This window comes from Pseudoduganella sp. GW821-FHT11H04, assembly GCF_058807935.1.
In genome coordinates, this window is record NZ_JBXARE010000008.1 from 125,067 (window position 1) to 140,851 (window position 15,785).

At 60.4% G+C, this 15,785-nt stretch carries 20 protein-coding genes, 2 tRNA genes and 1 riboswitch; of the genes, 10 read left to right on the forward strand and 12 right to left on the reverse strand.

Features of this window, described 5'->3' with window-relative positions; genetic code table 11:
• The first annotated feature begins 201 nt into the window (after window positions 1-201).
• A complete protein-coding gene (locus AC1RTP_RS18405; RefSeq protein ID WP_498609282.1) occupies window positions 202-1,260 on the forward strand; it encodes a S41 family peptidase in 1,059 nt (352 codons plus the stop codon).
• 59 nt (window positions 1,261-1,319) lie between these two features.
• Here the strand turns inward: AC1RTP_RS18405 and AC1RTP_RS18410 are convergent.
• From AC1RTP_RS18410 to AC1RTP_RS18455, 10 genes are all read right to left on the reverse strand, one after another.
• Window positions 1,320-1,395, reverse strand: a tRNA-Lys gene (locus tag AC1RTP_RS18410).
• 18 nt (window positions 1,396-1,413) lie between these two features.
• A tRNA-Lys gene (locus AC1RTP_RS18415) sits at window positions 1,414-1,489 on the reverse strand.
• Window positions 1,490-1,553: 64 nt separating this feature from the next.
• Window positions 1,554-2,303, reverse strand: a complete 750-nt coding sequence (gene ybgF, locus AC1RTP_RS18420) for a tol-pal system protein YbgF (protein WP_498609284.1) — start codon at window positions 2,301-2,303, stop codon at window positions 1,554-1,556.
• Window positions 2,304-2,390: 87 nt separating this feature from the next.
• Entirely contained in the window at window positions 2,391-2,915 is a 525-nt protein-coding gene (gene pal, locus AC1RTP_RS18425; RefSeq protein ID WP_498609286.1) for a peptidoglycan-associated lipoprotein Pal, read from the reverse strand.
• Window positions 2,916-2,970: 55 nt separating this feature from the next.
• On the reverse strand, window positions 2,971-4,233 hold the full coding sequence (tolB, locus tag AC1RTP_RS18430) for a Tol-Pal system beta propeller repeat protein TolB (protein WP_498609542.1): 1,263 nt from the start codon (window positions 4,231-4,233) through the stop codon (window positions 2,971-2,973).
• Window positions 4,234-4,247: 14 nt separating this feature from the next.
• Window positions 4,248-5,087 (reverse strand): energy transducer TonB, encoded by an 840-nt coding sequence (locus AC1RTP_RS18435; protein ID WP_498609287.1) that lies wholly within the window; start codon window positions 5,085-5,087, stop codon window positions 4,248-4,250.
• Window positions 5,088-5,096: 9 nt separating this feature from the next.
• Window positions 5,097-5,537: an ExbD/TolR family protein gene (locus AC1RTP_RS18440; protein WP_498609289.1), complete on the reverse strand. Its 441-nt coding sequence runs from the start codon at window positions 5,535-5,537 to the stop codon at window positions 5,097-5,099.
• Between the two features lie 15 nt (window positions 5,538-5,552).
• The gene (tolQ, locus tag AC1RTP_RS18445) at window positions 5,553-6,242 is read right to left on the reverse strand and encodes a protein TolQ (protein ID WP_498609291.1); all 690 of its coding nucleotides are present in this window, start codon (window positions 6,240-6,242) and stop codon (window positions 5,553-5,555) included.
• A gap of 17 nt (window positions 6,243-6,259) precedes the next feature.
• Entirely contained in the window at window positions 6,260-6,658 is a 399-nt protein-coding gene (ybgC, locus tag AC1RTP_RS18450) for a tol-pal system-associated acyl-CoA thioesterase (protein WP_498609293.1), read from the reverse strand.
• A gap of 119 nt (window positions 6,659-6,777) precedes the next feature.
• Entirely contained in the window at window positions 6,778-7,521 is a 744-nt protein-coding gene (locus tag AC1RTP_RS18455) for an SDR family oxidoreductase (protein WP_498609294.1), read from the reverse strand.
• Window positions 7,522-7,815: 294 nt separating this feature from the next.
• Window positions 7,816-7,928, forward strand: a riboswitch (ZMP/ZTP riboswitch).
• A gap of 82 nt (window positions 7,929-8,010) precedes the next feature.
• Between AC1RTP_RS18455 and glyA the strand changes: the two genes are divergently transcribed.
• From glyA to AC1RTP_RS18500, 9 genes are all read left to right on the forward strand, one after another.
• A complete protein-coding gene (gene glyA, locus AC1RTP_RS18460) occupies window positions 8,011-9,255 on the forward strand; it encodes a serine hydroxymethyltransferase (RefSeq protein WP_498609295.1) in 1,245 nt (414 codons plus the stop codon).
• A 78-nt stretch (window positions 9,256-9,333) separates the two neighbouring features.
• Window positions 9,334-9,807 carry a transcriptional regulator NrdR gene (gene nrdR / locus AC1RTP_RS18465; RefSeq protein ID WP_155452295.1) on the forward strand — a complete coding sequence of 158 codons (474 nt, stop codon included), beginning with the start codon at window positions 9,334-9,336 and terminating at the stop codon, window positions 9,805-9,807.
• A 60-nt stretch (window positions 9,808-9,867) separates the two neighbouring features.
• The gene (pilV, locus tag AC1RTP_RS18470) at window positions 9,868-10,404 is read left to right on the forward strand and encodes a type IV pilus modification protein PilV (protein WP_498609297.1); all 537 of its coding nucleotides are present in this window, start codon (window positions 9,868-9,870) and stop codon (window positions 10,402-10,404) included.
• Entirely contained in the window at window positions 10,401-11,270 is an 870-nt protein-coding gene (locus AC1RTP_RS18475; protein WP_498609298.1) for a PilW family protein, read from the forward strand. Before pilV ends, AC1RTP_RS18475 begins: the two co-directional genes overlap by 4 nt.
• Window positions 11,271-11,280: 10 nt before the next feature.
• Entirely contained in the window at window positions 11,281-11,826 is a 546-nt protein-coding gene (locus tag AC1RTP_RS18480; RefSeq protein ID WP_498609300.1) for a pilus assembly PilX family protein, read from the forward strand.
• On the forward strand, window positions 11,823-12,263 hold the full coding sequence (locus tag AC1RTP_RS18485; RefSeq protein ID WP_498609301.1) for a type IV pilin protein: 441 nt from the start codon (window positions 11,823-11,825) through the stop codon (window positions 12,261-12,263). Before AC1RTP_RS18480 ends, AC1RTP_RS18485 begins: the two co-directional genes overlap by 4 nt.
• On the forward strand, window positions 12,191-12,805 hold the full coding sequence (locus tag AC1RTP_RS18490; RefSeq protein WP_498609303.1) for a GspH/FimT family pseudopilin: 615 nt from the start codon (window positions 12,191-12,193) through the stop codon (window positions 12,803-12,805). Before AC1RTP_RS18485 ends, AC1RTP_RS18490 begins: the two co-directional genes overlap by 73 nt.
• Window positions 12,802-13,899 carry a bifunctional diaminohydroxyphosphoribosylaminopyrimidine deaminase/5-amino-6-(5-phosphoribosylamino)uracil reductase RibD gene (gene ribD / locus AC1RTP_RS18495; RefSeq protein WP_498609544.1) on the forward strand — a complete coding sequence of 366 codons (1,098 nt, stop codon included), beginning with the start codon at window positions 12,802-12,804 and terminating at the stop codon, window positions 13,897-13,899. The genes AC1RTP_RS18490 and ribD overlap by 4 nt, the downstream gene beginning before the upstream one ends.
• Before the next feature lie 8 nt (window positions 13,900-13,907).
• A complete protein-coding gene (locus AC1RTP_RS18500; RefSeq protein ID WP_498609305.1) occupies window positions 13,908-14,522 on the forward strand; it encodes a riboflavin synthase in 615 nt (204 codons plus the stop codon).
• On the opposite strand, the gene AC1RTP_RS18505 is transcribed toward AC1RTP_RS18500, so the two are convergent.
• Both AC1RTP_RS18505 and AC1RTP_RS18510 read right to left on the reverse strand, forming a co-directional pair.
• A complete protein-coding gene (locus tag AC1RTP_RS18505; protein ID WP_498609307.1) occupies window positions 14,523-15,236 on the reverse strand; it encodes an SDR family oxidoreductase in 714 nt (237 codons plus the stop codon). It lies immediately after the preceding gene.
• 121 nt (window positions 15,237-15,357) lie between these two features.
• On the reverse strand, window positions 15,358-15,780 hold the full coding sequence (locus tag AC1RTP_RS18510; protein WP_498609309.1) for an OsmC family protein: 423 nt from the start codon (window positions 15,778-15,780) through the stop codon (window positions 15,358-15,360).
• Between the last annotated feature and the right edge of the window lie 5 nt (window positions 15,781-15,785).

A 15,785-nucleotide genomic window follows, 5' to 3' on the forward strand; every position in this document is an offset into this window, starting at 1 on the left:
TAAATTCCATTGCAAATCAGTTACTTATGTCATGCGGGAAACAAGTTGATCCGAAGTATCTGGGCATACTGTAAAGAAATCCGACACCACGGCTGGTGTTGCTACAAAGTGTTACAAATAAATAAACATTACTTGCTATTCTCCATTCACTTCTTTGCAAATTGGTGAAGTACGCCGCGTACCATAATTGAGAGGAAAGCAATGAAAAAGAAATGGATCGTCATACCGACGTTGTTGATGCTGGCCGTGATTGGAGCGGTCGCCACCAAGCCGATGTGGATGCCTAAGCCGACGGTGGTGGTTGATGGCGCAATGCGCCAAGAGGCAATCGATACCTTGGTGGCGAAGTTGAATGCCCACTATGTATTCCCAGACAAAGCCAAGCAAATCGAAGTGGTCCTGCGCCAGCGTCAGCAGGAGGGAAAATACGATGGGATCACCGATGCCGATAAGCTGTCAGACCAGTTGTCGGACGACATCGACGGCGTAGTCCATGACAAGCATATGACGGTGTTTTTCAGCCCGGATGTGACGCCGCCAGACAATTCCATGGGGCCGCGCCCAACCACGCGGGCGGAATGGGATAAACAAGCCCCGCTCTTCGTGCGCATGTACAGCCATGTCTCAAACTTGGGCCTGGAAAAGGTCGATCACTTGGGCCCCAATATCGGCTACCTGGAATTCTCCTCGTTCCCACCTGATTTCCTCGTGAACGAAAAGTACGCCTCGGCGATGGATAAACTCGCCGACACCGATGGCCTCATCATAGACCTGCGTAAACATAACGGTGGCGGACCGGAAACCGTCGCCTTGCTGGCCAGCTATTTCGTAGACCAGCGCACGCGTCTCAACGACTTGTGGGAACGCGATACCGGCGTCACCACGCAGCAATGGACGCTGGATAAGCTCGGCGGCAAGCGTTATGGCGGCAAGAAGCCGGTCTTTATTCTTGTCGGCCCTGGCACAAAATCCGCCGGCGAAGACTTCGCCTACACAATGCAGGCAATGAAGCGCGCCACGGTGATCGGTGAAAGCACCTGGGGTGGAGCGCACCCTTCGCGCCCATATCGTCTCGGCGACCATCTGGTGATCTTTATTCCAAGCGCACGCACGATCAGCCCAATTACCCAATCGAACTGGGAGGGAGTTGGTGTCATCCCGGATGTCGCAACGAAGCCGGATGAGGCGCTTGAGGTGGCCAAGGGGCAGTTGCAGCGCCAACTGAAGGGCGCCTCGCCGATGGTCGCTGCCGGTCAATAAGCGGAGGCCAGAAACAAAAAAGCCCCCGAACCGAAATTCGGGGGCTTCTCTGCGTATCTTGGTAGGCCGTGCGGGGCTCGAACCTGCGACCAACGGATTAAAAGTCCGCTGCTCTACCAACTGAGCTAACGACCCAAGGTTCCTCTATTCGAATGGTAGGCCGTGCGGGGCTCGAACCTGCGACCAACGGATTAAAAGTCCGCTGCTCTACCAACTGAGCTAACGACCCGTCGAAAGAAGAAGCGAGATTATAGGCTGGACCAGCCCAGCTGTCAAATGCTCGCTAGAACTTTTTACTTGCCTTTGAGGCGGTCCTTGGCCGTAGCGGCGGCAGGGGTGCCTGGATAGTTCTTGATCAACTCTTGCAATGTCTTTTTAGCATTGGCCGTGGCCTTCAGCTCGGTCTGGCAACTGGCGATGTTCAGCAGGGCGTCGGCGGCCTTTGGATTGTCCGGCCAGGTCTTTACGACCATTTGCTGCGCGGTGATGGCGTTCTTGCAGTCGCCCTGGGCATAGTAGGCGTTGCCCAGCCAGTATTGCGCATTGGGGGCGTAAGCGGAGGCGCCAAAGCGCTTCACGAAGTCGCCCAGCGAGTTGGCGGCGCCTTTGTAATCGCCGCTCTTGAACAGCCCCATCGCATTGTCATACGCGTTCTGTTCGTCCATGTTGACCGAGGAGGTCTGGCCGTCGATGGTCACCTGGCGCGGTTCCAGCTTCTTCAGGCGCGCGTCGAGATCGGTGTAATAGTCCTTCTGGCGCTTTTGCGCGACCTGGATTTCGTTCAGCAGGATCTCGGTCTGGCCGCGCAAGCGGGCCACTTCTTCGCGCAGTTGTTCCTGCTGCGAGATCATGTCCAGCGTGGTGTTCTTGTCGGTCTTGGTATCGATCAGGACTTTCAGGTCCGCTTCCAGCTTGGCGACTTTGGACTTCAGGTCCATGATGGCCTTGCGTGCTTCGTCATCGTCGAAGATGCCAGCGGAGGCGGTCAGTGGCAGGGTGGCGGCAAACAGGGCTGCCATCAGGGCAGACTTGGTGAATTTCATTTTTCTTCCTTGCACAAAAAAAGAAATGGGGCAGGGCGCAGTATAAACTGCGCGCTGCCCCTTGTGCGGCATGTTTAAGCTAGTAGATTACTTAGCTTTGTAAACGATGTCGGCACGGCGGTTCTGCGACCATGCTTCTTCGTTGTGGCCTTCAGCCTTTGGCTTTTCTTTGCCCAGGGACACGGCTTCCATGCGAGCTTCTGGCACGCCCAGGGCTGCCATCGACTTGCGCACAGCTTCAGCACGCTTCTGGCCCAGGGCCAGGTTGTACTCGGAGCCGCCGCGTTCGTCGGTGTTACCTTGGATCAGGATAGCGCGCTGATTTTTGCCCAGGTAGCCAGCGTGGTTCGACACCACTTCTTTGCCGTCTTCACGAACAACGTAGCTGTCGAAGTCGAAGTACACGGAACGGTTAGCCAGCTTGCCGCCTGGTACGTCCAGTTCGTCAACTTGTGCTTGCACTGGCTGAACCACGCGTGGCTCTTCCTTAACTACTGGAGCCACTGGCTTTTCTTCCACGACTGGTGGTTTGGTTTCTGGTGCTGGGGTCGAGCAAGCTGCCAGCAGGGCGGCGGTGCTGAGGATGAAGGCTACGTGTTTTACGTTACGCATTTTTATTTCTCCTGGTCGTTAAAGGTGCTACTTCTCGTTTACTTCTTCTACTTCTTTACTTCATGAAAGGACCCCAAGTGGGTTCCTTGATATTGCCCGCCTGAATACTCAGGCGCTGCTTAACCCGGCCGTCTGTCGATGCCACAGCCAGCGAGCGGCGGCCGCCATTCTGAGTGGCGTACAGGATGTACTTGCCATTCGGAGCGAAGCTCGGTGAATCGTCGCTGGTGGTGTCGGACAGGCGTTGCTCTTGGCGGGATTCCAGGTCCAGTGTGAACAGCTGGAAGGCGCCGCCATCGCGCCGCGAAATATAAGCCAGCGTCTTGCCGTCAGACGAAATGCGCGGGCTGATATTGTACGAGCTGCCGAACGTCATGCGCTGCGGTTCGCCGCCATCGACGCTCATGCGATAAATCTGTGGACCGCCGCTGCGGTCGCTGGTGAAGTAGATCGACTGGCCGTCGGCGCTGAATTGCGGCTCGGTGTCGATGGTGCTGCCATTGGTCAGGCGGCGCAGGCCGGAGCCGTCGGCATTGGCGATGAAGATCTGGGTGTTGCCGGTCTTGGACAGGGCGACGGCCAGGCGCTTGCCATCCGGCGACCAGGCTGGCGCCGAGTTATTGCCTTTTTCGTTGGCGATCACGGTGCGTTGGCGGGTGCGCAGGTCCTGCACATACACCACCGGCTTACGCTGTTCGAACGATACGTAGGCCACCTTGGTGCCATCCGGCGACCAGGCAGGGGAGATGATCGGTTCGGTTGAAGTCAGGGCCGGGATGATGCCTTCGCCGTCGGCATCTGCCACTTCCAGGCGGTACTGCTTGCCTTGCTGGACTACGTAGGCGATACGGGTCGAGAAGATGCCCTTGATGCCGGTCAGCTTTTCATAGATGTCGTCGGACAGCTTGTGCGCAGCCAGGCGGCCGTATTGGTTCGGTACCGTGGTCTTCAGGGCCGACAAGTCCTTGCCCTGGGTGGAGATCAGGCGGTACTGCACCTCGAAATAACCATTCGCGGCAGGCACCACGGCGCAGGCGGCTACGGCTTCAACGCCGAGCGACTTCAGGCCGGTCGCATCGACCTGCATCAGGTTGCTGGTCGGCGTGATGTCGATGACCTTGAACATTCCGCTGCGGGTCAGGTCGGCCTTGATGATTTGCGAGATCTGGGCGGGCGCCGCGGCCTCATTGGCGCAAGGGCCGATCGCCACAGGAATCTGGTTGCTGCCCACGCCGGAGATTTCGACTTGCAGCTGCGCCTGCGCCGACAGCGCGAAACTCGCACCGGCCAGTACCATCAGATATTTTGCGTTGTTCATCATTCTCTGCATCCTTATTGCCGCATTTCCTTGAGTTTGAAGGTTGCCGTGATCTCGCGGTCCACCGTGCCGTCCTTGCGCTTGGGCAGGGGGGAGGCATTGCGGATTGCGCTTTCGATCGCTGCATCGTAAGCCGGAACGCCGCTGGATTTTACCCTGCGTACGCCCATTACTTCACCTGACGGCAGCTGCGTGATGGTATAGACCGCTCCGACATCTTCGTCACCTGGGTAGTTCAGGAAGCTTCGGATGCGCGTCACAATCGCAGCTTTGTAGCCATCATCCAGTCGCGGTGCGGTGGATTTGGCTGCCGTGCCGGTGGAGCCGGCCGCGGCCTGGCCCGTAATGCGCTGCAATTCAGCAGCACGGGCTTTGGCCAGCTTTTCCTTCTCTTTCAGTTCAGCCTGTTTCTTGGCTTTTTCTTGCTCCAGCTTTTCCTTCTTATCGAGATCGGCCAGGCGTTTCTTCTCGTCTTCCAGTTTCTTCTTCTGTTCGGCGAGCTTCTTCTCTTCGGCTTCCTTCTTCTCTTTTTCTTTCTTCTTCTGCAGTGCGATGTCCGGCTCTTTCGGCAGCGGCTTCACCACTTCCGGCGGAGGAGGTGGCGCGACCGGCGGCGGGCGCACTGGCTCCGGCTCGGGTTCCGGCTCCGGTTCGGGCTCGGCCTTCGGCGCGGCCATCTGCGTGGTCACGTCCCAGATCTCGGCGTCGACACCGGTCGGGTCGTTATTCCAGCGGATGCCAACCCACAGGAACACAAACAGCACGCAGTGCATGGCCAGCGCAAGCGCAAACGCGCGCGTACCGCCGTGCCGTTTGGGTACACGGTATGGACCGCCTGCAGTTGCCATCGTCATTGCCATGCCTTACTTGGTCGCCAGGCCAACGCGGTTAATCCCCATCTTCTTCGCTTCGGAAATCAGAGTGATCACATCGTCGTACTTGCTTTCCTTGTCGCCGGCGATCAGCACCGGGTACTCAGGATATTGTTCGTGCAGGGCGCGCAGCTTGCGCACCAGGGCATCGCGATTCGGTTCGGTTTCCGGCGCGTCGGCCGACTTGCCGGCGATGCCGATCATCAGCGAGCCATTCGGCTTTACCTGCACCTGGATGTAGGCATCCGGCGGGCGCGACGCTTTTTCCGCGTGCGGCAGGTCGATCGAGCTCGGGTTGTTCGAGGTCGGCATCACCATGAAGATGATCAGCAGGCAGAGCATCACGTCGATATACGGCACGACGTTGATCTCGGACTTCAGCTTGCGGCCGCCGCGGCTGCCGCGCAGGCCACTGGAGAAGGAGGATGCCATCTTCTGTTTCGCCTTTTAACGGGACTGGCGCTGCAGGATGTTCGAGAATTCTTCAACGAAGCTCTCGAAGCGGATCGCCAGGCGGTCAATATCGTGCGAGAAGCGGTTGTACGCCACCACGGCCGGAATTGCAGCGAACAGGCCGATAGCAGTTGCAATCAGCGCTTCGGCAATGCCGGGCGCCACAGCCGACAGCGTCGCCTGCTGCACATTGGCCAGGCCGCGGAAGGCGTTCATGATGCCCCATACGGTACCGAGCAGGCCGATGTAAGGGGAGACGGAACCGACCGAAGCCAGGAAGGCCAGGTGCGCTTCCAGTGCATCCATCTCGCGCTGGAAGGCGGCGCGCATGGCGCGGCGGGCGCCATCGAGCACGTCGCCCATATTCATGTCGCGGCTGGTGGCAGCGGCTTGCTTGCCTTTGATGAATTCACCCATGCCGGCTTCGAAGATGCGGGCCAGGGCGCCGCTGTTGGCGCGATTGCTGCCAGCGCTGGCGTGCAGGGCGTGCAGGTTGCCGCCTGCCCAGAAGGACTTTTCGAATTCGATGGTCTGGTTGCGTGCACCGCGCACATCAAACAGCTTCTTGAAGATGTAGGTCCAGCTGATGACGGAGACCGCAAGCAGCAGCGCCATGATCAATTGGACGATCACGTGCGCGTTGGCGATGAGGGAGATGAAGGAGAGGTCTTGAGTGACGTTCATTGTTTTCGATCTAATTATTATGCGCACATAAGGGCTGCAACCGCGTCGGGCACGGCGCGCGGGCGCAGGGCCGAATCAACGCAGCCAACCTTGACGTGGGCACTATTCAGCAGGCGGTCGCCGCACCACGCCTCTTGTACGAACTGGATCGATGCGCGGCCCAGTTTAGCAATACGAAGCGTCAATTTTATTACATCGTCCAGTCGAGCCGGCGCGTGGTAGTCCGCGCTGACATTTTTGACAACGAACATGGCGTCGTGCTCTCGCAGCAGGACATCCTGGTTGACGCCGAGGGAGCGCAACCACTCAGTGCGTGCGCGCTCGAAGAACTTCAAATAGTTCGCGTAATAGACAATTCCGCCGGCGTCCGTATCTTCGTAATAAACACGGACATCCCAGATGAACTCAGACGACATAGATAGAAAAGCTACTAAGTGAGAATCGGCAACATTTTACGCCAAATAAGTTGGCGCAATCGCTGTTTGCACAATCTCGTAACAATTGCTTACGGTTTTCCCTTATATGGGGCGGCATTTTAGCTTCGTTTAATGGCAAATGGGGAGAATCCTTGGCAGGTTGGCATCAATTCAATGGAGTTTACATTAATGTGTTGCGGCAATGTTGCAATCCAGAAAGCCGTGTTCGCAATATCGTCGGGTGTCAGCGGGGTGGTGCCTTCGTAGACCTTGGCTGCGGCCGTGTCGTCTTTCAGGCGGACATTGGAAAATTCGGTGCCGCCGCACAGGCCGGGTGCGATATTGGTAGCGCGAACGCCGGTGCCGATCAGGTCGGCACGCAGGTTGAGGGTGAATTGTTCGACGAAGGCCTTGGTGGCGCCGTATACATTACCGCCCGGGTAAGGGTAGGCGCCGGCGACGGAGCCCAGGTTGATGATGGTGCCGCGGCCGCGCTGCACCATGCCAGGCAGCAGGGCGTGGGTGATGGTGACCAGGCCGGTGCAGTTGGTGGCGATCATGGTTTCCCAGTCGTCGAGCGAGGATTCCTGGGCGCCCTTGACGCCCAGCGCCAGGCCGGCGTTGTTGATCAGGACGTCGATTTCCTGCCATTCCGCCGGCAGCGAGGCAAGGGCGGTGTTGATCGCGGCTTTGTCGGTGACGTCGAGTTTGAGCGGCAGCAGGTTGGGGCCGAGTTCAGCGGCCAGGGCTTCCAGGCGCTCGACACGGCGGCCGGCGGCGATGACCTTGTGGCCGTTCTTGGCGAAAACGCGCGCCATCGCGGCGCCAAAACCGGCGGTTGCGCCGGTAACTAACACGATCATGGTCGAACTCCCAATATTAATGAACGGATTCTAACGCCAAACCCGGTAGGGCGGGGTCTGACCCGCAGGGTCAGACCCCGTCAGATCAACTGCCGTTGGTGTTGGGGTAAGGCTTTGGACCTTCGGCGAAAGTCAAAGTCCTAAAACCCAGCGGTGGCGGTCGAGCAGACGGGGTCTGACCCTGCGGGTCAGACCCAGATTTACCGGGTTTAGGCCGAATCAAACGCGAAATCAGCCGAATCCAGCCAAACGATTGCCGGATTTATCCACTTAAATTACAATCTTGGCTCCATTACGGTCTCACGTAACTGGCGAAAAACTAGCAGGCAGCTTGGCGCCGCTGGTGAGAGGTGGGCAACCACCGGGGAACGTGAGATATCAAACAGCCGTTCGCCTGGGCAGCCACGATGGAATCGTACGATTTGGCTGCCTTGTCGCCTTTTGGCTCCCAATTCGATCCAATCTGCCTTAAAAAACTGGAGTAATTTCATGTTCGCAAAAGATCACACCCTCGCCAACGTCGACGCGGAGCTGTTTGCCGCTATCCAGAACGAGAACAAGCGCCAGCACGACCATATCGAGCTGATCGCATCTGAGAACTATACCTCGCCAGCCGTCATGGAAGCCCAGGGCTCCCAGCTGACCAACAAGTACGCCGAAGGCTACCCAGGCAAGCGCTACTACGGCGGCTGCGAATACGTGGACGTCGTCGAGCAACTGGCGATCGATCGCGTGAAGCAGCTGTTCGGCGCCGAAGCCGCGAACGTGCAGCCTAACTCCGGTTCCCAGGCTAACCAAGGCGTGTTCTTTGCTGTCCTGAAACCAGGCGACACCATCATGGGCATGTCGCTGGCAGAAGGCGGCCACCTGACCCACGGCATGGCTTTGAACATGTCCGGCAAATGGTTCAACGTTGTTTCCTACGGCCTGACCGCTGAAGAAGACATCGACTACGACGCAATGGAAGTCCTGGCGAAAGAACACAAGCCAAAGCTGATCATCGCCGGCGCATCGGCCTTCTCCAAGAAGATCGACTTCGAGCGTTTCGCTAAAGTCGCTAAAGCCGTTGGCGCCTACTTCATGGTCGACATGGCTCACTACGCCGGCCTGATCGCCGCTGGCCTGTACCCGAACCCAGTGCCGCACGCCGACTTCGTGACCTCCACCACCCACAAGTCCCTGCGCGGCCCACGTGGCGGCATCATCCTGATGAAAGCCGAACACGAAAAGATCATCAACTCCGCGATCTTCCCTGGCATCCAGGGCGGTCCTTTGATGCACGTGATCGCTGGTAAGGCAGTGGCCTTCAAAGAAGCGCTGACCCCAGAATTCAAGGCTTACCAGCAGCAAGTGGTGAAGAACGCTGACGTGCTGGCAAAGACCCTGATCAAGCGCGGCCTGCGCATCGTGTCCGGCGGCACCGAGTCGCACGTGTTCCTGGTCGACCTGCGCGCCAAGAACCTGACCGGTAAAGAAGCGGAAGCGATCCTGGGCCAGGCTCACATGACCTGCAACAAGAACGGCATCCCTAACGACCCGCAAAAGCCATTCGTGACTTCCGGCATTCGCCTGGGCTCGCCAGCGTTCACCACCCGCGGTTTCAAAGAAGCCGAAGCGGAACAAGTGGGCAACCTGATCGCCGACGTGCTGGACAACCCGCACGACGCAGCAACCATCGAGCGCGTGAAAGCCGCTGTGAAGGTGCTGGCTGATAAATTCCCTGTTTACGCCTAAGCACGCGGTTGGTACTATCGAGGCGCCGGATCGTAAGGTCCGGCGCTTTTTCATTACATAATAAGAGACGCTCCATCAATGAAATGCCCGTTCTGCCAGCACGATGATATCCAGGTCCTCGACACCCGCGTGTCGGAGGAGGGGGACGCCATCAAGCGGCGCCGGCGCTGCGTGAACTGCGACAAGCGCTTCACCACATGGGAGCGGATCGAACTGACCATGCCTTACGTGGTCAAGAAAAACGGCAGCCGCACCGAGTACTCGGCCGATAAGCTGCGGGCCAGCCTGATGCTGGCCTTGCGCAAACGTCCCGTCGCTGCTGAGTCCGTTGATAAGGCGGTTTCCTCCATCGAGGAAAAGCTGCTGACCAGTGGCCAGCGGGAAGTCGATTCCGTCTACGTTGGCGAACTCGTCATGGCCGAGCTCAAGCGGCTCGACAAAGTAGCCTATATCCGCTTTGCCTCCGTCTACAAAAACTTCGAAGACCTGGCTGAATTCCAGGACGCGATCGAAGCTGTTGGCGACGGTCAAGAGCTCTCTCCCAAGGCTTGATATTTCTCAAACCCGCGAGTCCTCTGCTGGCTAATGTGATCAGCAGGGGAGGGCTGCGCCATGCGTCGTCCGGTTGCGGGATTCACGATGGTGGAAGTGCTGGTTGCCGTGCTGTTGCTGGCCGTTGGTCTGGTTGGCGCGCTGGCGATGCAGGCACACGCCATGCGTACGCGGCAGGAATCGGCCCTGCTGACCGAAGCCCTGCAGGATGCCGCCGCACTAGCTGACCGCATCCGCGCTAATGCAGCGCAGTCCTCCGCTTATCTAGGTTTTGAGTTTGACGCCGCCGCCGAAGCCGCGCCCGCCGCCACCGACTGTTCCGGCGCGACATGCGATCCCAACGCGCTCGCTCAGCACGAGTTGGCGGTATTCCGCCAGCAGCTTCAATCCTCCCTGCCTTCCGCCCGCGCGCTGACATGCCGCGATTCTTCCGCTGCTTCCGGCGGAGGCCTGCAATGGGCCTGTTCCGGCGAGGCAAGCGCGCCGATCGTGATCAAAATCGGCTGGCGCAGCGGCGCGGGCTCCCGCATGGCCGCTAAAGCCGGACCCAGCGTCGCGCTGCCGGTCGCGCTGTACGTCCCGGGAGGCGGGCCATGAACGCGCGCCAGACCGGCCTGGCGGTCACAGAAGTCCTCATCGCCATGGCGCCCAGCCTGCTGGTCGTCCTGGCAGCTGCCTCGTTGCTGCACGCCTCCAATGGCGACTTCCTGCACAACGGCGCCAATACCCGAATTGACGACAGCGGACGCTTCGCGCTGGCGATCATTGGGCAGACGCTGCGCCAGGCCGGCTACCGCGGCGAGCCCGGCGCCCCCGGCGCTGCCGGCACGCATTTGCCCCCGCTTGCCGTCGAGGGCCGCGATGCCGCCAGCGTGGCAAGCAATTCAAATGGGCTGGGCGGCGCGCTGCCGGCTATTAACGGCAGTGATGCCATCGCCATCCGCTACGCGCCGGGCGCTATGGGAAGCGCCGGTGCGATGCTGAATTGCGCCGGTTTTCCCGCCACCCCAGGCGAGTGGGCCTGGAGTATTTTCTACGTCGCCCGAGCGAGCGACGGCGTCGCCGAACTGCGCTGCAAATACAAAGGCCGGCACGGCTGGGGCGATGATGCTGTGATACGCGGCGTGGACGCCTTCCAGGTCGCCTACGGCGTCGACACTGACACGCCGCGCGACAACATCCCCAACCGCTACCTCACCGCAAGCGCCATCAATGCCCGCGACGCCGCGCTACCCGCGCCAGAACAGGCTGAGCACCCCAACTGGCGCCGCGTCACTAGCGTTCGCATTGGCTTGCTGCTGCACGGCGAACGCGGCTCACGCATCGGCAGCCGATTAGGCAGTTACGACTTGCTGCCCGGCGCCGACCCAAGCGCGCGCCTCGACGAAGCAAGCCTGCCACCAGCAATGCGGCACCGCGCCCGCCGCCTGTTCGCCGCAACTGTGGCGCTGCGCAACCCGTGAGGAGTCCGCCATGCACCGCAAGCAGCGCGGCATCACGCTCCCCGTAACGATGTTGCTACTGATGGCCGCATTGACCATCGGCGCGTCGGCAGCACAAATGGCCATGCTGGGCGAGAAGGCCGCCCGCGTAGAACGAGACCGTCTGATCGCCTTCCAAGCCGCGGAGGATGCCCTGATGGATGCAGAACGCGATATCAACGCCGGTCTTGGCCAGCCAGTCGAGGCGCCAGCACAGGCCTGGCAGGTCGTCGACCTGGCCGGCAACGGCGGCACCGAATACGGTGCACTTACTGGCGCCGCAATGCAGACCGGGGAGGCCACGATGTCCTTCCGCCGTCCGCGCTACCTGGTGGAGCGCATTGCCTACACGCCGGCCGGCGAACCTCCCGCCCACTATTACCGCGTGACCGTGATCGGTTTCGGCCCGCGCCCTGGCGCCGAAACGGTGCTGCAGGCCACTTACACTCCTCCAGCGCCCGTGCATCGCCACAGCTGGCGCGAAGTCATGGATTGGCAATCGCTGCATGACGCAGCGGCCGGCGGGGGCGAGCCATGAAGTCCCGTGCCAAGGGAAGCACCTTGATTGGCGTTGTCATCGCGGTGGTGATCGTCTCGATCCTTGTGATGCTGGCAGCGCCTGCATGGCACGAAGCCGTTGTCCGCATGCGCCGCAGTGAAGCGCAAGCCACGCTGCAAGAACTGATGCAGCAGCAAGAACGCCATTTCACCCGCTTCAATAGCTACGCCGCGTTTTCAGCGTTGAACGAAAGTGAATTCCGCTGGTGGTCCGGCCGCGCCGCCCATTCCAGCGCCTACGAAGTCGAAGGCAAAGCCTGCGACGGCCAGCAAATCCGCGACTGCATCCAGCTGATCGCCACGCCCGGCACGTCCAATGTCGACGCGAGTTTCAGGGATCCCAAATGCGAACGCCTCATCCTCACCAGCAGCGGCCTCCACCTCGCCACCGGCCCCGCCCGCGACTGCTGGCGCTAAATCCAGCCGCGCCGGGCAGGGCTGCATTCACGCTGCTGGAGTTGATGATCGTCCTCGCCATCGTGTCCATCCTGTTCGCCTCCGCGCTGCCGGAATTGAGCAATATGCTGGCTGGCCGCCAGCTGCGCGCCGCATCCGCTGACCTGCTGGCGGCAATCAACGACACACGCGCCCAGGCCATTGCTCGCCGGCGCGTTGTCACGCTGCTGGCTCAGAACGGCGAATGGCAGCAAGGCTGGCTGATCGTCATCGACACCAACGCCAACCGGCAGACTGACCCGGGTGAACAGATACTGGCCCGCCACCGGCCACCTTCAGGAAACCTGGTTATCAAGGCCGGTTTCACCGATGCCACCGCTCCTTTTTACGTCGCATATAATGCAGCAGGACGCAGCTGCCGCGCCGCCCACCCGAATGCCGCCAACTTTGGCACCATCACCCTTGAACTGGCCGGCGCGCAGCGCAATATCAAGATCAATATGCAGGGCAGGGCGCGGCTATGCGACCCGGTCCTGGAACCGACAACGTGCGCGAGCATATGAACATCAACAGCGACCTCGAAGGCATGCAGCTCGCCCTGCAATGGGCGGAAAAAGGCTTGTTCACCACCTCCCCGAACCCGCGTATCGGCTGTGTGATAGTGCGCGACGGGGTAGTGATCGGCGAAGGCGTGACGCAAGCCGCCGGCCAGGACCACGCTGAGATCCAGGCCCTGAAAGACGCCAAGCGCCGCGGCCACGACGTGCGCGGCGCCACCGCCTACGTCACGCTGGAGCCATGCAGCCACCATGGCCGGACGCCGCCTTGCGCCGACGCCCTGGTGCGTGAAGGCTTGGGCCGCGTGGTCGCGGCCATGGAAGACCCGAACCCGCTGGTCGCCGGCAACGGTATGGCGCGCCTGTCCGCCGCCGGCATCGAAGTCGCCAGCGGCCTGCTGGCTGAGCAAGCCTATGAAATGAATATCGGCTTCTTCAACCGCATGCGCCGCGGTCTGCCGTGGGTGCGCATGAAGACCGCCGCCAGCCTGGATGGCATGACCGCCCTGCACAATGGCCAAAGCCAGTGGATCACTGGCCCGGAAGCCCGCGCCGACGGCCACGCCTGGCGCGCCCGTGCCTGTGCCATCCTGACCGGCATCGGCACCGTCAAGGCCGACGACCCGCAGCTCAATGTGCGGGCCGTCGAAACCCCGCGCCAGCCGCGCCGCATCGTAGTCGACAGCAAACTGGAAATCAGCCCGCAAGCGCGCGTGCTGGAAGGCGGCGGCAGCTGGATCATCGCAGCAGCCCATCATCCGGAAAAGGAAGCAGTCCTGCGCGACAAGGGCGCCGAAATCATCGTACTGCCCAATGTCCACGGCAAAGTTGATTTGCCTGAGCTGATGCGCGAGCTTGGGCGCCGCCAGATCAACGAGTTGCACGTGGAAGCAGGCGGCAAGTTGAATGGCTCGATGATCCGTGAAGGCTGCGTGGATGAGCTGCTGGTGTATCTCGCGCCAACCCTGCTGGGCGACGCGCAAGGCATGTTCGCCCTGCCGGCGCTGACTGAGCTCAGCGGCAAGCACAATCTGAAATTTCACGAGGTTAAGCAAGTCGGCGCCGATTTGCGTATCCTAGCCAGGTTCAATCAACACTAAAGATCATTATGTTTACTGGAATCGTCGCCGCAGTCGGCAAAATCAACTCCGTAACCCCGCTGGAAGGCGGCGCTTTCGCAGGCGTGCGCCTGGACGTGGACGCTGGCGGCCTGCCGATGGCCGACGTCGGCCTGGGCGACTCGATCGCGCTGAACGGCGCCTGCATGACCGTGGTCGAGAAAACCGCCACTGGCTTCACCGTCGACGTCTCGCGCGAAAGCCTGAACAAGACCGTCGGCCTGGACACCACCACGGAAGTGAACCTGGAAAAAGCCCTGACCCTGGCCGAGCGCCTGGGCGGCCACCTGGTTTCCGGCCACGTCGATGGCTTGGGTGTGGTGCGTAAGTTCGAACCGGTCGGCGAATCGTACGAACTGGTGATCGAAGCCCCGCGCGACCTGGCGAAATACCTTGCCTACAAAGGCTCCGTGGTGGTGAATGGCGTGTCCCTGACCGTCAACCGCGTCGAAGACAGCGCCGACGGCTGCGCGTTCTCGATCAACCTGATCCCGCACACCATCCAGGTCACGACCCTGAAGCACCTGAAAGCGGACTCCAAGGTCAACCTCGAAATCGACCTGATCGCCCGCTACGTGGAGCGCATGCTGTCGCTGAAGTCCTGATCAGGCGGCAGGGCGGGCTGCTGCGATGTAGGCTGGCAGTTCCGCGTTGATGCCCAGTTTTACCTGGCGGGTGAGGTCGTCCGCCAGCACTTCTTCTTTACCTTCCGCCAGTGCCGCGAAGATTTGCGCGGCTACTTCTTCCGGTTTGATCTTCGGTACTTCGTAGCCGGCGGTCATGTCGGTTTCCATATAGCCCATGTGGGCGCCAACCACGAGCGTGCCTTGCGGGGCGAGTTCGATGCGCAGGCCGTTGGTCAGCGCCCAGGCGGCGGACTTCGACATGCTGTAGGTATTGGTCGGTCCTTGGCTGTACCAGGCCAGCACGGACAGGATGTTGACAATGGCGCCGCCGCCGTTGGCTTGCAGCGCTGGCGCAAAGCCTTTGCTGAGCAACATTGGGCCGATCAGGTTTGTTTCGAGCTCGGCGCGGGCCTGCTCCAGGGCGTTGTCGGCCAGGATGCCGCCGGCGCGCACGATACCGGCGTTGTTGATTAATACATTCACATCTTTGTATTCACGGGTGACGGCAGCGATTTCGTCGTGATTCGTCACGTCCAGCTGGACCGGGGTAACGCCAGGCAGGGTGACCGATTTGGGATCGCGGGCGGCGCCGTAGACTTTTTTCGCGCCGGCTGCCAGGGCGGCTTTCGCCAGTTGCAGGCCCAGGCCACGGTTGGCGCCAGTGATGAATACGACGGAATCTTTGAGGTTCATGGTGTTTTCCTTTGAAGGGTTTATTAATGACGGTCGTCATCGAATGACTTAATAATAGTGATCGCAATTAAAAACTTCAAGGGAAATTTTTGGGGCGCGCGCGGCGCCCCAGGAGGTGGGCTTACAGCAGGGTTGCGGTGAGCGTGATGTTGGTATTCAGGACTTTGGACACCGGACAGCCAACTTTTGCCTTATTGGCAAGTTCTTCGAATTTGGCCTTATCCGCGCCGGGAATCTTGGCCTGCAGGTCGAGATGGATAGCGGTGATGGCAAACCCATCGCCTACCTTATCCAGCGTCACCTCAGCCTTGGTTTCCATTTTCTCGGCCGTAAAGCCCGCCTCGCCCAGGATCAGCGACAAAGCCATGGTGAAGCAGCCGGCATGGGCTGCCCCGATCAATTCTTCCGGATTGGTGCCCGGTTTGCCCTCGAATCGGCTGGAAAATCCGTAAGGGGCAGCCTGCAACGCGCCGCTCGCGGTGCTGATCGCCCCGCGCCCATCCTTGATGCCGCCGCTCCAGACGGCCGAACCATTGGTCTTCATTGCTG